Origin of the sequence: Priestia sp. TSO9 (genome assembly GCF_021029645.1) — a bacterium.
GTDB lineage: Bacteria > Bacillota > Bacilli > Bacillales > Bacillaceae_H > Priestia > Priestia megaterium_E.
Map to the genome: position 1 here is coordinate 239628 of NZ_JAJEKD010000009.1, position 16170 is coordinate 255797.

16 protein-coding genes are annotated in these 16170 nt (G+C 37.8%); 11 read left to right on the plus strand and 5 right to left on the minus strand.

Going from position 1 to position 16170, the window contains the following annotated elements; translation table 11 throughout:
• The first annotated feature begins 53 nt into the window (after positions 1–53).
• From mmuM to LJC66_RS04070, 8 genes are all read left to right on the plus strand, one after another.
• Complete coding sequence (gene mmuM / locus LJC66_RS04035) at positions 54–989, plus strand: homocysteine S-methyltransferase (protein ID WP_230931836.1); 936 nt, start codon at positions 54–56, stop codon at positions 987–989.
• Positions 990–1283: 294 nt separating this feature from the next.
• Positions 1284–1916, plus strand: a complete 633-nt coding sequence (locus LJC66_RS04040) for a fumarylacetoacetate hydrolase family protein (protein WP_230932161.1) — start codon at positions 1284–1286, stop codon at positions 1914–1916.
• A 452-nt stretch (positions 1917–2368) separates the two neighbouring features.
• Positions 2369–2779: a CBO0543 family protein gene (locus tag LJC66_RS04045; protein ID WP_230931837.1), complete on the plus strand. Its 411-nt coding sequence runs from the start codon at positions 2369–2371 to the stop codon at positions 2777–2779.
• Positions 2780–3007: 228 nt separating this feature from the next.
• On the plus strand, positions 3008–3571 hold the full coding sequence (locus LJC66_RS04050) for an ImmA/IrrE family metallo-endopeptidase (RefSeq protein WP_195695277.1): 564 nt from the start codon (positions 3008–3010) through the stop codon (positions 3569–3571).
• 327 nt (positions 3572–3898) lie between these two features.
• Positions 3899–5203 carry a CitMHS family transporter gene (locus tag LJC66_RS04055; RefSeq protein WP_025749765.1) on the plus strand — a complete coding sequence of 435 codons (1305 nt, stop codon included), beginning with the start codon at positions 3899–3901 and terminating at the stop codon, positions 5201–5203.
• Positions 5204–5356: 153 nt separating this feature from the next.
• On the plus strand, positions 5357–6946 hold the full coding sequence (locus LJC66_RS04060; protein ID WP_230931838.1) for an ATP-binding protein: 1590 nt from the start codon (positions 5357–5359) through the stop codon (positions 6944–6946).
• 27 nt (positions 6947–6973) lie between these two features.
• Positions 6974–7645, plus strand: coding sequence for a response regulator (locus LJC66_RS04065; protein WP_028412126.1), 672 nt, complete (start codon positions 6974–6976; stop codon positions 7643–7645).
• A gap of 24 nt (positions 7646–7669) precedes the next feature.
• Positions 7670–8638 (plus strand): tripartite tricarboxylate transporter substrate binding protein, encoded by a 969-nt coding sequence (locus tag LJC66_RS04070; protein WP_025749762.1) that lies wholly within the window; start codon positions 7670–7672, stop codon positions 8636–8638.
• A 38-nt stretch (positions 8639–8676) separates the two neighbouring features.
• Here the strand turns inward: LJC66_RS04070 and LJC66_RS04075 are convergent, their stop codons facing one another.
• The gene (locus LJC66_RS04075; RefSeq protein ID WP_098332453.1) at positions 8677–8856 is read right to left on the minus strand and encodes a hypothetical protein; all 180 of its coding nucleotides are present in this window, start codon (positions 8854–8856) and stop codon (positions 8677–8679) included.
• Positions 8857–8985: 129 nt separating this feature from the next.
• Positions 8986–9858 carry a LysR family transcriptional regulator gene (locus tag LJC66_RS04080; RefSeq protein ID WP_013055563.1) on the minus strand — a complete coding sequence of 291 codons (873 nt, stop codon included), beginning with the start codon at positions 9856–9858 and terminating at the stop codon, positions 8986–8988.
• Positions 9859–9998: 140 nt separating this feature from the next.
• On the opposite strand from LJC66_RS04080, the gene LJC66_RS04085 reads away from it, so the two are divergent.
• Both LJC66_RS04085 and LJC66_RS04090 read left to right on the plus strand, forming a co-directional pair.
• On the plus strand, positions 9999–11117 hold the full coding sequence (locus tag LJC66_RS04085) for an AbrB family transcriptional regulator (RefSeq protein ID WP_230931839.1): 1119 nt from the start codon (positions 9999–10001) through the stop codon (positions 11115–11117).
• A 65-nt stretch (positions 11118–11182) separates the two neighbouring features.
• On the plus strand, positions 11183–11956 hold the full coding sequence (locus tag LJC66_RS04090; RefSeq protein WP_230931840.1) for a class I SAM-dependent methyltransferase: 774 nt from the start codon (positions 11183–11185) through the stop codon (positions 11954–11956).
• Positions 11957–11994: 38 nt separating this feature from the next.
• Here LJC66_RS04090 and LJC66_RS04095 read toward each other — a convergent pair whose 3' ends face one another.
• Genes LJC66_RS04095 through LJC66_RS04105 form a run of 3 tightly spaced genes read right to left on the minus strand, consistent with a single transcriptional unit; the run spans position 11995 to position 14937 of the window.
• Positions 11995–12840: an ABC transporter permease gene (locus LJC66_RS04095; RefSeq protein ID WP_230931841.1), complete on the minus strand. Its 846-nt coding sequence runs from the start codon at positions 12838–12840 to the stop codon at positions 11995–11997.
• Complete coding sequence (locus LJC66_RS04100) at positions 12833–14038, minus strand: quaternary amine ABC transporter ATP-binding protein (RefSeq protein ID WP_013081886.1); 1206 nt, start codon at positions 14036–14038, stop codon at positions 12833–12835. The genes LJC66_RS04095 and LJC66_RS04100 overlap by 8 nt, the downstream gene beginning before the upstream one ends.
• Positions 14039–14073: 35 nt before the next feature.
• The gene (locus LJC66_RS04105; RefSeq protein ID WP_230931842.1) at positions 14074–14937 is read right to left on the minus strand and encodes a glycine betaine ABC transporter substrate-binding protein; all 864 of its coding nucleotides are present in this window, start codon (positions 14935–14937) and stop codon (positions 14074–14076) included.
• Positions 14938–15530: 593 nt separating this feature from the next.
• Here LJC66_RS04105 and LJC66_RS04110 point away from each other — a divergent pair.
• Entirely contained in the window at positions 15531–16118 is a 588-nt protein-coding gene (locus tag LJC66_RS04110; RefSeq protein ID WP_230931843.1) for a TetR/AcrR family transcriptional regulator, read from the plus strand.
• Positions 16119–16170 lie beyond the last annotated feature (52 nt).

The following is a 16170-nucleotide window of genomic DNA, read 5'->3' on the forward strand; positions in this document are numbered from 1 at the left end:
AGGAGGATAGGGTAATCGAAGCTAACTGCTAGTGGACAACCCTAGATTAAACAATGAATCCTATCCAACAAATTTTACATACATTCCCTGTGATTGTACTAGATGGTGCAATGGCAACTGAACTTGAAAGATATGGCTGTGATTTAAATGACAGCTTATGGTCTGCAAAAGTGTTAATGGAGCAGCCGGAACTGATTAAGAGAGTGCACCAAGACTACTTTGCAGCCGGAGCTGACTGTGCAATTACAGCAAGTTATCAAAGCACATTTGAAGGTTTTGCTGAACGTGGTTTGAGTGAAGCAGAGGCTCGCGAGTTAATTCAAGCATCTGTAAAAATTGCGGCTGAAGCAAGAGATGAATTTTGGCAGCAAGAAGAGAATCGTCTTAATCGTCCCAAACCAATTGTCGCCGCTTCGGTAGGGCCTTACGGAGCATTTTTAGCAAACGGATCGGAATATACTGGACAGTATGACGTAACAGAAGAAGAGTTAATGGAATTTCATCGTCCTCGTATGAAAGCATTAGTTGAAGCAGGAGCGGACGTATTAGCTTGTGAAACTATTCCTAATGTAATGGAAGCAAGAGCCATTGCGAGGCTGCTACAAGAGTTTGAAGGAGCGTACGCATGGATTACGTTCAGCGCAAAAGATGACCTGCACATTAGCAGCGGAACATTAATCTCGGAGTGTGCACGCTATCTGGATTCTTATGAGCAAGTAGCGGCTCTTGGAGTTAACTGTACGCCGCCTCAATATATTTCTTCACTTATTAAAGAAATTAAATCTCAAACGGATAAGCCAGTCATTGTGTATCCAAATTCAGGGGAGCATTATGATGCTGAATCTAAAACATGGAACGGGACATCTGCTGGCGAAACGTATGGCTGCAGCGCTCACAGCTGGTATGAAGCAGGTGCTCAGTTAATCGGAGGGTGCTGTCGTACAACTCCAGATGATATCAAAGGCATTACAAAATGGGCTAGAAAATAACGGATTGAAAGAAAGAGAATGTGAGAAAAGTTGTTTCGCTAACGTTAAACACGAACGATCTATCAAAAATAGATCGTTTGTGTTTTTTTATGGTCATGGTGAACGTAGGCTTCGTGTGGGCAGGTCCTTCTAGCTGTTGCACGGAAATCAACAGAGGTGTCACAAGCAGTTCAGCTCATTTATCCCCATGTTCCGTCTTTAGATTAGATTCATTTTATTATGTCCCACTCTTTTTTTCTTGTAAAATAAAAGAATACAAGTTAAAAAATCTTTATTTGAACGAAAGAAGGGATGATGAAAGTGAAAGATATTAAAAATATTTATTGTGTAGGCCGAAACTACGCGCTGCATGCAAAAGAATTACATAATGATATTCCAACATCACCTTTTTTATTTTCCAAACCTACTCACGCTCTCGTTGAAGCAGATGGACAATCACTCACTCTTCCTAGCGACCAAGGAGAGGTGCACTTTGAAACTGAACTGATTCTTCATATTGGACAATCTTACAAAGAGGGCATAACAGTGGATGAACTCGTTGACGAGATGACGATTGGATTAGACTTGACCCTTCGAGACGTGCAGAGTGAATTAAAACAAAAAAAGCACCCTTGGCTGCTTGCAAAAGGATTCAAACGTTCAGCGGTCGTGGGAAACTTTATTCCATTTGAAGGAGTAGAAGCATCTAAGAAGAAAGACTTTTCGTTAGTGAAAAACAATGAACGCGTGCAGCTGGGGAATATTAAAGATTTGATTTTTGACTTACAAACGATTATTGATTTTACAGGAAAACATTTTGGTCTTGATAAAGGAGATCTTATTTTTACAGGGACACCTGAGGGAGTAGGTCCGCTTACTCATCATGATGAGCTTTCACTTAAATGGGGACAGCAAGAGCTTGGTTCTTGCATCATTTCCTTTCGTTAACAAAAAGAAGCTGAAACAAAAGTAGTTCAGTTGAAGAAAGATCCGAACGATGAATCGAGATTCTTGATAGAGAATCCAACTCGTTCGGATTTTTTATTGTGATGGTGAACGTAGATTATATATTTGCTTCTAGCTGTTGATTAGAGGGCAAGGCGAAGACTCCGGCGGGGAAAGTGGAGTGGCTGAGACCCCGCAGAAGGGTAAGTGAAGTTTTGAACGGAAATCAACAGCGGCGTACCAAGGAGTCCAAATCATTTATCTCAGTTCGTATTTAGATTGGCTTGATTTCGTTATGCCTCAATCTCTTTTTTTACGAAGTCTTAATTTTTTAGCCTTCAGAATGAATTTAATATCCAATGGGAAAGCTGTTTCTATCTCCTATAGAAAACGAGGTCCTCAGCATGGTGCTCTTAATTCTTACAACGGTGATTTCTATTTTGAGTGTACTAGTCATGCCAAAACGTATCAGCTGGATAGAAATGTACACAACCTCTTTGTTTGTTATGTTTTTAGGATCGGTAGCAGATATATATCTTGATGTTAAATATGATCTTTATGGCTTCTTTACAAAAGGAGTAGATTTTGAATATCTTTTAGTCTTTATTTTTATTTATCCTGCGACGAATAGTGTATTTTTAAATTTTTATCCCGGGAGTAAGAGTTTGGCTAAAAAAGCTTTATATATTACAGTGTGGGTAATTCTTACAACACTGTTTGAATACATTTCTGCCCAAACAGAAGTGTTTTATTATAACGAATGGAAGACGCTATACTCGTTTTTTTGTTATCCTTTTCTTTATATAGCAATGGTTTTAAATTTAAAAATGATACGCAGGCTTCAGATTATCGATAAACAAAAATAGAAATAAAAAAAAGTAATGATAAATCATAAAAAAATGATATTTTATTAATGGCTATATATGTAATATAGTAAAAATAGAAAATAAACGAAGCAGCATATAAGCAGGGTTAAAAAACATTAAAACGGGAATCTTGACATTAACTTCATGTTTTTAACCAAGTATTGTGAATGAATATACTTATTAATAAATAATATGTTGTAGAAGGAATTTAGCAAAGGAGGCAAGAAGATGTTTAAGCGTAGTGAAAAAATCCAAATTTATGGCGTAACGTTTCACGGAGTCATGAGTGCGAAGCAAAAAGCCGCCCTGCAGGAAATTGCTAATGTAACAGACGAAAAAGACTGGGAGGGGCTAAAAGGCGTGTATTGCTTAGGCAGTGTAAAGGTGCAAGGAAAAGATGTGCTAGGCGTGTACTATGGCCAGTTTAATGATAATCTTCCAAAAGAGAAGCGCAAACTTCAGTTTGAAATTGACTATATTAAATATACAGTAACGGAATGTCCTATTGTCTTTATCGATACAACAAAAAATAAAAAGCCTCATCAATTTGCTTTTATCATTCTGCATGAATTAGGCCATCATGTGGATCGTATGACAAATGGAACGCTTTTAAAGGAAGGAAATAGAACGCAGGAAATGTTTGCTAATACGTATGCTTTAGAGAAATATTCAAAAATAGAAAAGTTCCAAACAAAGAAGTTGAAAAACATTCCATTTTTAGAGGAATCTCTTACTCAATGGAATAAAACTCCTCATCCTGGAGCTTATTCTCTTAGAGTTCAAATTGAATAATTCAAGGGAATAGTTCCTCTCTCTCCGTTTTTCATTTTCCTATCTTTTTCCTCTTCCTTTCTTTTATCCTTCCAATGAACAAAAAGGATTTAATTACCCATAAAGTTTTAAAAGTTTTTATAGTACGAATTATTTACACTATACCCTCCTGTAAATTATGATTATTTTAAGAAAAAACAGAAAATTTTAAAGTTTTAAGGTACAACTTAATAGTGAACAAGCGATGTTGTAATCGTATAGACGAACTGGCATACATATGCGGGTCATACATACAAACGAATCGCTTCCACTGTTATGAAAGCGGATTCAAAAATAGGAGGGGTAATAATGTTAGCTATTCTTGGGTTTTTGATGGTTTGTACATTTATGTTTTTGATTATGACAAAACGATTAACGCCGCTTATTGCTTTAATGGTTATTCCAGTATTGTTTGCAATCATAGGGGGATTCACAAGTGATATTGGAGAAATGGCTTTAAATGGTGTAAAAGAATTAGCACCTACAGGCGTTATGTTAATGTTTGCTATTTTATATTTTGGGATTATGATTGATGCTGGTTTGTTTGATCCAGTTGTAGGAAGAATTTTAAAAATCGTAAAAGGTGATCCACTAAAAATCACAATTGGTACAGCTATTTTAGTTCTTATTATCTCATTAGACGGAGACGGAACAACAACATATATGATTACGCTCTCAGCGATGCTTCCGCTTTATAAAAAGCTAAACATGAAGCCGATGATTTTAGCCTGTATCGCTATTATGGGCAGTGGAGTTATGAACTTAACACCTTGGGGAGGACCTACTGCTCGTGTGATGAGCGCACTGAAGTTAGATGCTTCACAGGTGTTTACACCAATGATTCCAGCCATGATTGGTGGAGCTGTTTGGTTATTATTCACAGCTTACTATTTCGGAAAAAAAGAGCGCCAGCGCTTAGGTGTTATTGATATTCAGGACGTCACAAATGCTCAAGTAGCTTTTGCGGAAGCAGCCGCTGCTGAAGGAATCGAGTACAAGCGTCCGAAGCTTTTATGGGTAAACTTTGCTTTAACAGCTCTATTATTAGTAGGACTTATCACAGCAGTTATGCCACTTCAAATTCTATTTATGATTGGATTTGCAATCGCTATCATGATTAACTATCCAAATTTAGAAGTTCAAAAAGAGCGTATCACAGCACATGCTGGTAATGTACTTGCTGTTGTATCTCTTGTATTCGCAGCAGGCGTATTCACAGGCATTTTATCAGGTACAAAAATGGTAGATGCAATGGGTAATAGTTTAGTAGGATTAATTCCAGATGCTTTAGGGCCTTACATGTCTGTGATTACAGCCATCACAAGTATGCCATTTACGTTCTTTATGTCAAATGATGCTTACTACTATGGGATTTTACCAATTATTGCTCAAGCAGCTTCAGCATACGGTATTGATGCTGCAGAAATTGGCCGCGCTTCATTGATTGGTCAACCTGTTCACTTACTAAGTCCTTTAGTTGCTTCTACGTATCTATTGGTCGGTATGGCAAAAGTCGAACTTGGTGAATTCCAGCGCTTTACTTTAAAGTGGACGATTGGAACAGCGATGGTGATGCTTTTAGTAGCTATTATTACAGGAGTTATTACGCTGTAAAGATCATGAACCTAAAAACTTATCAATTCCGATTTTGGGATTGATAAGTTTTTTTGTCTAAAAAGCTTTTGGAATAAGGAGCGGATATACAAAAAATTTTGATAAAATAGAAGAAGAATAGAACTATAAGGTAAAGGCTAAAGGTGCGATGAAATGAAAAAAAGGTTTCAAGTATCGCTGCAAACAAAAATCGTAGGTTTATCCGCAGCATTAATCATAACTGTTATTGTTCTTTTAGCGAGTATTTTCTCTTACATGCAGTTTGTAGAATCTAAAAGGCAAGCTGAGCAGCTGGCTCTTCAAGCAGCCAAATCAATATCATTTATGCCGGAAGTCAAAGCTGCTTTTCAAAAAAAACAGCCGAGTCGCTATATTCAGCCGCTTGCCGAGCAAGTGAGGGAACAAATCGGAGCAGCAAGTATTGTGGTTCAAAACCGTGAGCAAATCATCTATTCTCATTCTAATCAAAAATGGATAGGAAAGAAAAACAAAGAGGCGGTTAACGATAGAGCACTATTATTCGGCGGATATTATACGCTTGACGGAGAGGGAACCACAGGTCCTGCAATTATGGGGAAAGCGCCTATTGTCATCAGTCACGGAAAGTATACGGAGGTCGTGGGAGTGGTGACGGTTGAGTTTTTAAAGTCTCATGTTCATGCTCAGCTCATTACGCGTATTCAGCAAATTATCCTATTTTCACTAGCGGTTTTATTGCTTGGTATGATCGGGGGTATTTTTTTAGCTAAAAGTATTAAAAAAGATACTCTCGGTCTTGAGCCCCATGAAATCGCTTCTTTATACCGTGAACGAAATGCGATTTTACTGTCGATAAAAGAAGGAATTATTGCTATTGATCATCAAGGCTTTATTACGATGATGAATACATCAGCTAAAAATATGCTCGGACTACAGATGGAATATTTACATCATCATATCATTGAAGTATTTCCTTATACGAATATGATTGAAGTGCTAGATACAGGAATAGCCCGAAGCGACCAAGAGATTTTTTTGAATGAAAAAACGTTTATCTTAAACTTAACACCCATTATTGAACATCAGCGAATTGTAGGAGTGGTCGCTAGTTTTCGTGATAAGACAGAATTAAAAAGCTTAATCAATACGATTTCAGAAGTACGAAAGTATTCAGAGGATTTACGAGCTCAAACGCATGAGTTTACGAATAAGCTGTATGTTTTGTCGGGTTTGCTGCAGTTAGGGCAGTACAAAGATGCATTTGAGTTTATTCAAAAAGAATCAGCCGTACACCAAACACAAAATCGTATTCTATTTGATCAGATATTAGATTCTAAAGTTCAAGCAATATTGCTTGGGAAGATTGGAAAAGCATCTGAAAAGAAAATTCACTTTTCGGTTGATTCGGAGAGTACACTCGATACGCTCCCAAAACATATTGAAATTTCTCATCTCATTATCATTATTGGGAACTTAATTGATAATGCATTTGAAGCGGTGAGTCAGCAGTCTGAAAAAGAAGTGTCGTTTTTTATTACCGATATTGGTCATGATTTAATTATTGAAGTGATGGATAACGGACCTGGTATATCAGAAGAAGTACTAAATCAAATTTTCACAAAAGGTTTTTCAACCAAAGGTACAGACAGAGGATACGGACTGGCAAATATAAAGAAAATGGTAGATGAACTTGGAGGATCTATTGAAGTGTATAATCAGCCAGAAGGAGGAGCCATTTTTTCAGTTTACCTTCCAAAAAACTGAATCATGAGAAGTAAGGGGAGAGTCGAAATGTTACGAGTGGCAATTGCAGAAGACGATTTTCGAATTGCTCAAGTTCAAGAGCGATTTTTATTAGAAGTAGATGGTGTAGAAGTTGTAGGTAAAGCGTTGAATGCAAAAGAGACGCTTGAAATGCTAAAGGAGAAGAAAGTTGATTTACTTCTTTTAGACATCTATATGCCAGATGAAATGGGAACAGATTTACTGCCGAAAATCAGAGCGCAGTTTCCACAAGTTGACGTTATCGTGGTAACGGCTGCAACAGAAAAAAACATTGTAGAAATCTGCTTGAGAAACGGCGTCGTTAATTATTTGATTAAGCCGGTTATGATGGAATCCTTCATTAATGCTATTAAACAGTATCAAGAGAAAAAGGAACTGTTTAGTACGCATGAAGAAGTTGATCAATCATTTATTGATGCGTACTTTGGACATGTCAGAACAAAGCCAAAAGCGGATAAATCTCTTCCTTCAGGTATTGATGGTATCACATTACAAAAGTCAAAAGACATTTTAAAAAGCATCAAAGGAATTACGATCGAAGAGATGGGACAACACATGGGAGTATCTAGAACGACAGCTAGACGATATTTAGAGTATCTAGTATCAACTGGTGAATGTCACGTTGAATATGATTATGGGATTATTGGACGGCCGGAACGTAAGTACTATTTAGCGTAGCATTAGCCTTGAAGGATGGTATATATGATCAAAAAGCTCATGATAGTGTTTATAAGTGTATTGCTTGTTAGCTGTTCTTCTCCCTCTAAAAAAGACCGTATTGATATGGGGGAAATTGAAATTGTGGCAGCCGGTGCAAAAGGCGGAGGAGCAGATGCAACAGTAAGAGCCATTCAACAAGTGCTAACGGAAAAGAAAATTGTGAAGGTACCCGTTTCTGTTAGTAATAAAATAGGTGGGCAAGGTGAAGAAGGATGGAAATATATTAAACAGAGAAAAGAAGGGAATATTGTTTCCGGAAATTCCAGCTTGCTGATTACAAATAATTTGCTAGGGCAAAGTCAATTAACCTATAAAGACTTTACTCCGCTCGCTATTTTAACATCTGAATGGGAGGTCATCGTAGTTCCTGCTAACTCTCCTATATATAATTTAAAACAGCTCATACGCACGTTAAATCAAAGTGAATCCAGCATGAAAGTAGGAATATCACCTCGCTTAGGAAACGACGATCATTTATCGTTCATGCAGCTGAATAAAAAAGCAGGCGTAGACTCTTCCAAGCTTGAGTTCTTCGTTTACAACAGCAGTCATAAAGTGATCGATGCGCTCGTTCATCATCAGCTAGATGTAGCACCTATGTCATTATCAGAAGTAAAAAAGCAGTATGAACAAGGGCAGGTAAGAATACTCGCCGTTTCTTCTCCCAGCAGGCTAGAAGAGTTAAAAGAGATCCCAACGTGGAAAGAAGCGGGAATTGACGTAACATTTAGCCATTGGAGAGGCCTAATGGGACCGCCTAATATGACCAAAGAGCAGGTAGCATATTGGAATAAGACAGTGTATGAAATGGTTCATACAAAAGAATGGGAACAGCTGCTTAAAGATAACGATTTAACCTCTTTTTATAAAAACAGCAGCGGTGCTAAAGTCTTTCTTGAACAGCAAAGCAAGCTGTATTCTGACTTAATGGGCGGAACAAATGACGAGTAGACATGATAAAGAAAAGGTTGAGACATGACGAAATGAATCTAATCTAAAGATGAACAAATGGGATATATGAGCTGAACTGCTTTAGACACCGCAGTTGATTTCCGTGCAAGACTTCGCTTTCCGCGGGCGGGCGATGAGCCTCCTCGTCGCTTACGCTCCTGCGGGGTCTCACCTGTCCCGCTTTTCCCGCAGGAGTCTTCGTCTTGCCCTACAATCAACTGCTAGAAGGAACGAAACAGATGAAACCTATGTTTACTACAACAAAAAATGAACCACTAATCAAACATTTTGATTAATGGTTCATTTTTTCATTTCGGCTAAACTACGTTTGTTTCAACCTCTTTCTATCAGTGTACATCTTTTAAATCCAAGTTTTGAATGAACTCAATAAAAGCTTTTACGATGTTAATTTTTAATGAATCCTCATGATAAAACATCCATGTACTGCGCGTTAAAGGCTGCTGGTCTTTTGTTTTTAACGTGTATCTGTAAATCTCTGCTGCGTCATCAAGCAGCATACTCGGCAAAATCGCATAACCGAGTCCGTTTACAACCATCTTTTTGCATGTTTCTGCTTTATCCACTTCAATACTGACAAGGGGAGGCTGAGAGTAATTTTCAGCCCACCAGTTATCAACAGATGTTTTTAAAAAACGATCTTGGTGATAGTCAATTCGAGGTATATTGGGAAGGTTGTTTATGTCAACAGGCTGTGCAGACGCAATGCAAATCGTTTCTTTAAAAAGCAGCTCTTTCTGATCTTGCCAGTTATAATCACCTTTTACAAACGCAATATGAACATCGTGCTTATAAAGTAAGTGGGCCATGTCGCTGCTCCATCCGGTCGTGACTTTGAATTCAACGTCAGGAAATCGCTCTTTGAATAAGCGTAATAGTCCAGGGAGCTTGTAGTCAGTGAAAAAATTAGACACTCCTAGACGTAAAGTACCGGTTAATTGATCATCCATGTTTAACACATTTTCTTTTATTTTTTGAAGCGTGAGCAGCATTTCTTCTGCGCACTTCACTAAATATTCCCCCTGCGGTGTAAATTGAACGCCGCGGCGTCCTCTGTTCACGATCTGAACATGAAATTCCTTCTCCATCTGCTGCAGTCTATGCGTAAGCGCAGGCTGAGAGATAAACAGCTCCTTGGCTGCTTTTGTAATGTTTTTTTCTCGATACAACACTTGTAGAATAAGCCAATCTCGATCGTCCATACTACCCCTCCAGGAATAAAAAAAATGAATGGTTTATAATAAAATTTCGATATTTTAATTATCTCTAAAATTATACTATAGTTAAGAAGAAGAATGTTCGGTGTAAGAAAGAAAAGCCTTGTAGAAGGAAGGAAGTAGATATGAACGCAAGAATTATTTTTTTACAATCTATATTTTTTATTTTATTAACAAGCGTCGGAGGATTTCTTTTATCGTTAACAGGTTTATCCATTGGCTGGATGATTGGGACCCTCATTTTAGCTGCTATTCTAGCTTTCCGAAAGCCGCGTTTTTTATCTCAAACAAGCAAAAAAGGTATTCCAAAATATTGGCTGTACGCAGGACAGTGTATTTTAGGGATTGAATTAGGTCAAAAGATTAACTTGTCTGTATTAACTACGTTTCAATCTCACTGGTCCACCATTACGATCATGCTTTTGCTGTCCGTTGTTTTTTCTCTTTTATCCGGTTATTTGCTATGGAAGTTCAGTTCCATAGACTTATTAACAAGCTTTTTCGGCACGACTCCTGGAGGAATGAGCGCAATGCCAGGCATGGCTGAAGAGGTAGGGGCCAATACGGCAGTTGTAAGCATCATTCAAACAATGCGCGTGTTTTTAGTTGTGCTTGCTGTTCCTTTATTTGTGGTCTATTGGGGAAGTAATACAGGTCGGCATGCAGTGGCAGCTACTCCAAGTATTTTTGGGTGGGAATCACTGCTATGGACAGGCGTTTTAATTGTTACAGCAGTAGTAGGCTATTATATAGGAAAAAAACTAAAATTTCCTGCTCCTTGGTTAGTAGGGGGAATGCTTACTGTTGCGGTTGTTCAAACAGCTGCTTCATCGTACGCGGGCTATAATCTGCAAGCATACTGGCCTCATTCTGTGATGATTTTATCGCAAATTTTTATCGCGTCAAGCATTGGTTCCCGCTTTCATAAAGAAATGTTTATCGGCGTAAAAAAAATTATAGTTGTTGCGCTTATTAATACAATCGGCTTAATTGCTGCTATGTTTGTTTGTGCATTATTCGTCTCCAAAATAACTGGAATCGGGCTTATTACGTCTATTTTAGCGTTTGCTCCTGGAGGCATTGCAGAAATGGCGACTACATCAATTGTATTGCAAGCCGATTCGACGTTGGTAGTAGCCGTCCAAGTGCTTCGAATTTTAACCATTTGGCTGCTTCTTCCTCCGCTGTTTCGCATGTTTCATCAATGGGGAGAAAGAAAAAGAATACATTCACACGTTTCATAATAAATATGTGAATGCACTAGGCAAAGTAATAGAGAGTTTTAAAGAGGAAAATGGGGGGAGAATAGATGAGTAATAAAGAAATGGTGGTCAGTCAGTTCGGGGGGAATGCTGGAAAGTACGTCAAAAGTAAAGGTCATGCGAAAGGCAAAGATTTAGCTGTTTTAGCGGAAATTGCTGAAGAAAATAGAGGAGGAAAGCTACTTGATGTAGCAACAGGAGGAGGACACGTGGCAAATAAGCTAGCACCTGTCTTTCAAGAAGTAACGGCTTTTGACTTAACTCCTCAAATGCTGCAAAGTGCTGAAGGCTTTATTAAAGAAAATGGTCATGAAAATGTATCGTTTGTTCAAGGAGATGCTGAAGAAATGCCATTTCAAGATGACCAGTTTGATACGGTAACGTGCAGAATTGCACCGCACCATTTTCCTAATATTAAACAGTTCATCAAAGAGGTATACCGAGTGTTAAAGTCAGGCGGACAGTTCTTGCTCATTGATAATGTAGCACCGGAAGTGAATGCTTATGACGAGTTTTATAATCGAGTTGAAAAGACAAGAGATCCAAGCCATTATCGTGCTTATAAAAAAACAGAGTGGCTTTCTATGCTGGAAATGCAAGGGTTCCGTACAGAAGTGCTGACAACTTTTCCAAAGCGTTTTTTATTTGATGACTGGTGCGGGATGATGAATGTTCCGGAAGAGACAAAGCGTGAGCTTACCCAATATATGCTGAATATACCAAGCGGATTTAAGCAGTTTTTTGACATCAAAACGAATCAACAAAGAATTGAATCGTTTCAAGGGGAAGCAATCTTTGTAGCGTGTTACAAAAATAAATAAAAAGAAGCCAACTCACCGGAGTTGGCTTCTTTTTTTACTTATGCTCGTTGGTTTGAACGATTTCCAAAATATTGCGTAATACGATCTAAAATAATCGCTAAAATAACGATTGAAATTCCAGCTTCAAAGCCCGTGCCGACTTCAAGTCGAGAAACTGCACGGTATACTTCCGCACCAAGTCCCGGAGCACCTACAAGAGAGGCAATAACAACCATTGAAAGAGATAGCATGATGCTTTGGTTAATTCCTGCCATAATGGTTTTTGTAGCTAATGGAAGCTGTACTTTAAATAATTTTTGTTTTGTTGTTGAACCGTAGGCATTTGCTGCTTCTACTAAGTCAGCGGGTACCTCGCGAATACCTAGGTTCGTTAAGCGAATCGTCGGAGGCATTGCAAAGATAACAGACGAGATAACACCTGGCACCACACCGATCCCAAAAAAGAAAAGTGCTGGAATCAAATAAACAAATGCGGGCATTGTTTGCATAAAGTCTAAGATTGGCGTAATAATTCGAGCCGTCTTTTCGCTTTGAGATGCCCAAATGCCAAGCGGAATTCCTACTATAATCGAAATCAGTACGCTTGTTAAAACGAGGGCTAGTGTGTCCATGGTTTCTTGCCAGTAGCCAAGATTAAGAATAAATAACAGGCCAATCATCGATAAAATAGTAAATGACCATTTTTCACTTGAAAACCAAGCAATGATTCCGACAATTAAGATTAAAATTAATGCTGGTGGAAAAGTTAACACTAGTACAATAAAACTTACAATACCATCGACAATAGCTGAAATAACATCAAAAAAACCTTTGATATTATCATTTAAAAACGTGACAAAATGGTCAATCCAATTGCCAACGGGAATTTTAGGAATACTATTCATTTACGTTCACCTCATTACTATCAGTACCGGCGAGTGCTTCAATCACTCGTTCTTTTTTAATGATGCCGCGCAGACGATGGTTTTCATCTACAACCGGTAGCGGAAAGCGGCTGATAACCATTTTGTCGTACAAGTTTTCTAGTAGCGTATCTGTTGTAACAGTTGGAATATCCGTATCTAATACGTCTGCTGTCAGTTTATCTTGTTTAATGGCACGGCTAATATCATCTGCAGTTACAACTCCTAAAAGAGTTTTTTTCTTGTCTACGACGTAGATGCTTGAATAACCAGCTTCTTGCATGATTTTAAGAGCCACGCGCGGACCTCGGTCTACGGTAATAGATTCGGCACGGTTCATCACGCTTTCAGCTGTGTATACTTTAGCTACATTAACGTCTTCCACAAAGCGCTCAACATAATCATTGGCAGGGTTTGTCATAATTTCTTCAGGTGTTCCTACCTGAACAACACTGCCGTCTTTCATTAAAACGATGCGATCTCCGATTCGAAGAGCTTCATCAAGATCATGGGTAATAAAAATGATTGTTCGCTCCATTTTTTCTTGAAGCTCCAGTAAGAAATCTTGCATGTCTTTACGAATAAGCGGATCTAGTGCACTGAATGCTTCATCCATTAATAAAATATCAGGATCATTGGCAAGTGCTCGGGCCAGTCCGACGCGCTGCTGCATACCGCCGCTCAGTTCACCAGGGTATTGATTTTCGTACCCTTTCAAACCTACTAATTCAAGCGCTTCTTTTGCTTTCTTTTCACGCTCGGCTTTTGGTGTACCTTGAACTTCTAATCCGTATTCTGTGTTATCAAGAACCGTACGGTGAGGGAATAGGGCAAAGTTTTGAAAAACCATGCTCATTTTTTTTCGGCGCATGTCGCGAAGTTCCTCTTTGTTCATTTTTACTACATCGTCACCGTCTAAAATAAGAGATCCAGATGTTGGTTCAACAAGGCGATTAAACATACGAACTAAAGTGGATTTACCACTTCCAGACAGGCCCATAATAACGAAGATTTCACCGGATTTAATTTCGAAGTTTGCTTGATTAACCCCGATTGTCATTCCTGTTTCTTCTAGAATTTCTTTTTTTGTTTTTCCTTTTTGAAGTAAATCAATCGCTTTTGACGGATTCTTACCAAACACTTTGGTTATATTTTGTACTTTTAATTTTACGTGTTCCATATGTCCACCTCAATTGTTGTTTTCATTTACGTTCATTACTCTTTTGTCCAACTGTCGATTAGCTTTTTATGCTTGTTTACCCATTCTTGCGCTGCTTCTTCAGGATTCGAAGATTTTTCAACTTGTGACAGAAGAGGACTGATTAATTTATCATTCATCTGTGCATTATTCATCCATTTTATGACTTGAGGATTTGTCTTTTTAAATTCCTTGCTTGTCATTGTGTAAATGTTGTCAGGGTCTCCAAACGAATTTTTAGGATCTTTTAAGTATTTGATATCAAAGTCTGCAAAAGCCCAGTGAGGATTCCACATAGTAACAACAATTGGTTTTTTGGCATCATAGGCTTTGCGCAGTTCACTGAGCATAGCTGCCTCAGACGATTTTACAAGCGTATAGCTTTTAAGGTTATAATCTTTTAACGCCTGTTCGGCTAATCCGTTAATACTGGAGCCTGGGTCAATTCCAATTACTTTGTTATCGACATCAGAAGCAACCTTAGCAAGGTCTTCCGTTGTGTTCACATCTTTCATATAGGCGGGAACTGCGAATCCTAAGCGCGCGTTTTTAAGCCAAGGGTCTTCGATGTTCACTTGATCTTTATATTTTTTGTAAAAAGGCGCATCTGTTGTAGGTAGCCATGGTGCAAATGAAATATCAATATCGTCATTAGCTGTTCCTACCCAAACACCGGCTTTCTCTAAGAAAACAGTTCTAACCTTGTAGCCTCGATCTTCTAAAATGTGTTTCCACACGTACGTGTAGGCGATGTTTTCGGTATAGTTATTCATGCCGATGGTAATGGTTTTTTTATCTTTAAATGTCCCGTTACCGTTGCCGCAAGCTGAAGTAATAACTAGAAGAAAACAAATCATGCTGATTAACAATGGTTTCTTCATGCAGTGTAACTCCTTTATAAAGTTTTAAATCAATCTGACTGATATGTAGAACGGATGCTAAACACAACGAAGTGTATACCCGGTTTTTTTAGGTGGTAAACATAGAAAATATAAAATGTGAAATAGAGTGGGTGATTTTTCGGCGTTATAAAGTTATTTTTAGCTAAAAATGTACATCGTAGTTAAGAGAAAATATGGGAAATAAATGGATGAAATAAGTGACTGTAGAATCAGTTTTACATGTTACCACTCTTTTTTTTACTCCGTCAACTTCAAGTGAAGAGTAATTGGACAATCAAGCTGTATAAATGAACGAGGAAAAATATCTTTCTAATAAAGTTATTTTTAAGAAGAATAGGTGCTTAAAGATCGTTACATCAGCTTTTACCTTGAATTTTAAAAGGAGTGGAAATAACAGCAAGACACATAAGAAGCGTAGGAGAAAATTGATAAAATAAAAAATATTTTTAAAGCTGGAAAACGACCGATTTTTTGATTAAATTTAAAGATTCAGAAAATTTTCTCTTGCATAATTTTCATTGCATATAGTAAAATGAATGAAAGTCATTCATTTTATAGGTGGAGGGAAAGATTTGGTTACAAGCACAAGTGAAAAATACGATAAGATTTTACAGGCAGCGATTGAAGTTATATCTGAAAAGGGGCTTGATAAAACGTCAATTTCAGACATTGTGAAGCGTGCAGGTGTAGCTCAAGGAACTTTTTATCTTTATTTCAGATCTAAAAATGCCCTTGTTCCTGCTATTGCAGAGAACTTACTTTCTTTATCGCTTGACAAAATCAAAGAAAGAGCTAAAACAGCAACAAATTTTTTAAGTACATTAGAGGTAATGATTGACGAAACGTATAAAACAACGGATGAATATAGAGATGTTCTTGTTTTATGCTATTCGGGGCTCGCTTTTGACTATTCATTAGAAACATGGGAAGCTATTTATTTACCTTATTACAACTGGTTTGAAGAGGTATTAAATGAGGCTGTGAAAAAAGAAGAACTCATCAAACAGCTTAACGTTAAATGGACAGCTAAAACGATGATCAACTTGATTGAAAACGCTGCTGAACTTTTTTATATCGGGCGAGAGCAAGATGTCACACTTGAACAATCAAAGGAAGAACTTTTTCAATTCTTAAAGCGTTCTCTTGTGCCTTTCGTGTAATATTAGCACTGCTGATATTACACCTATCAAAATGACTGACATTCATTCAAAA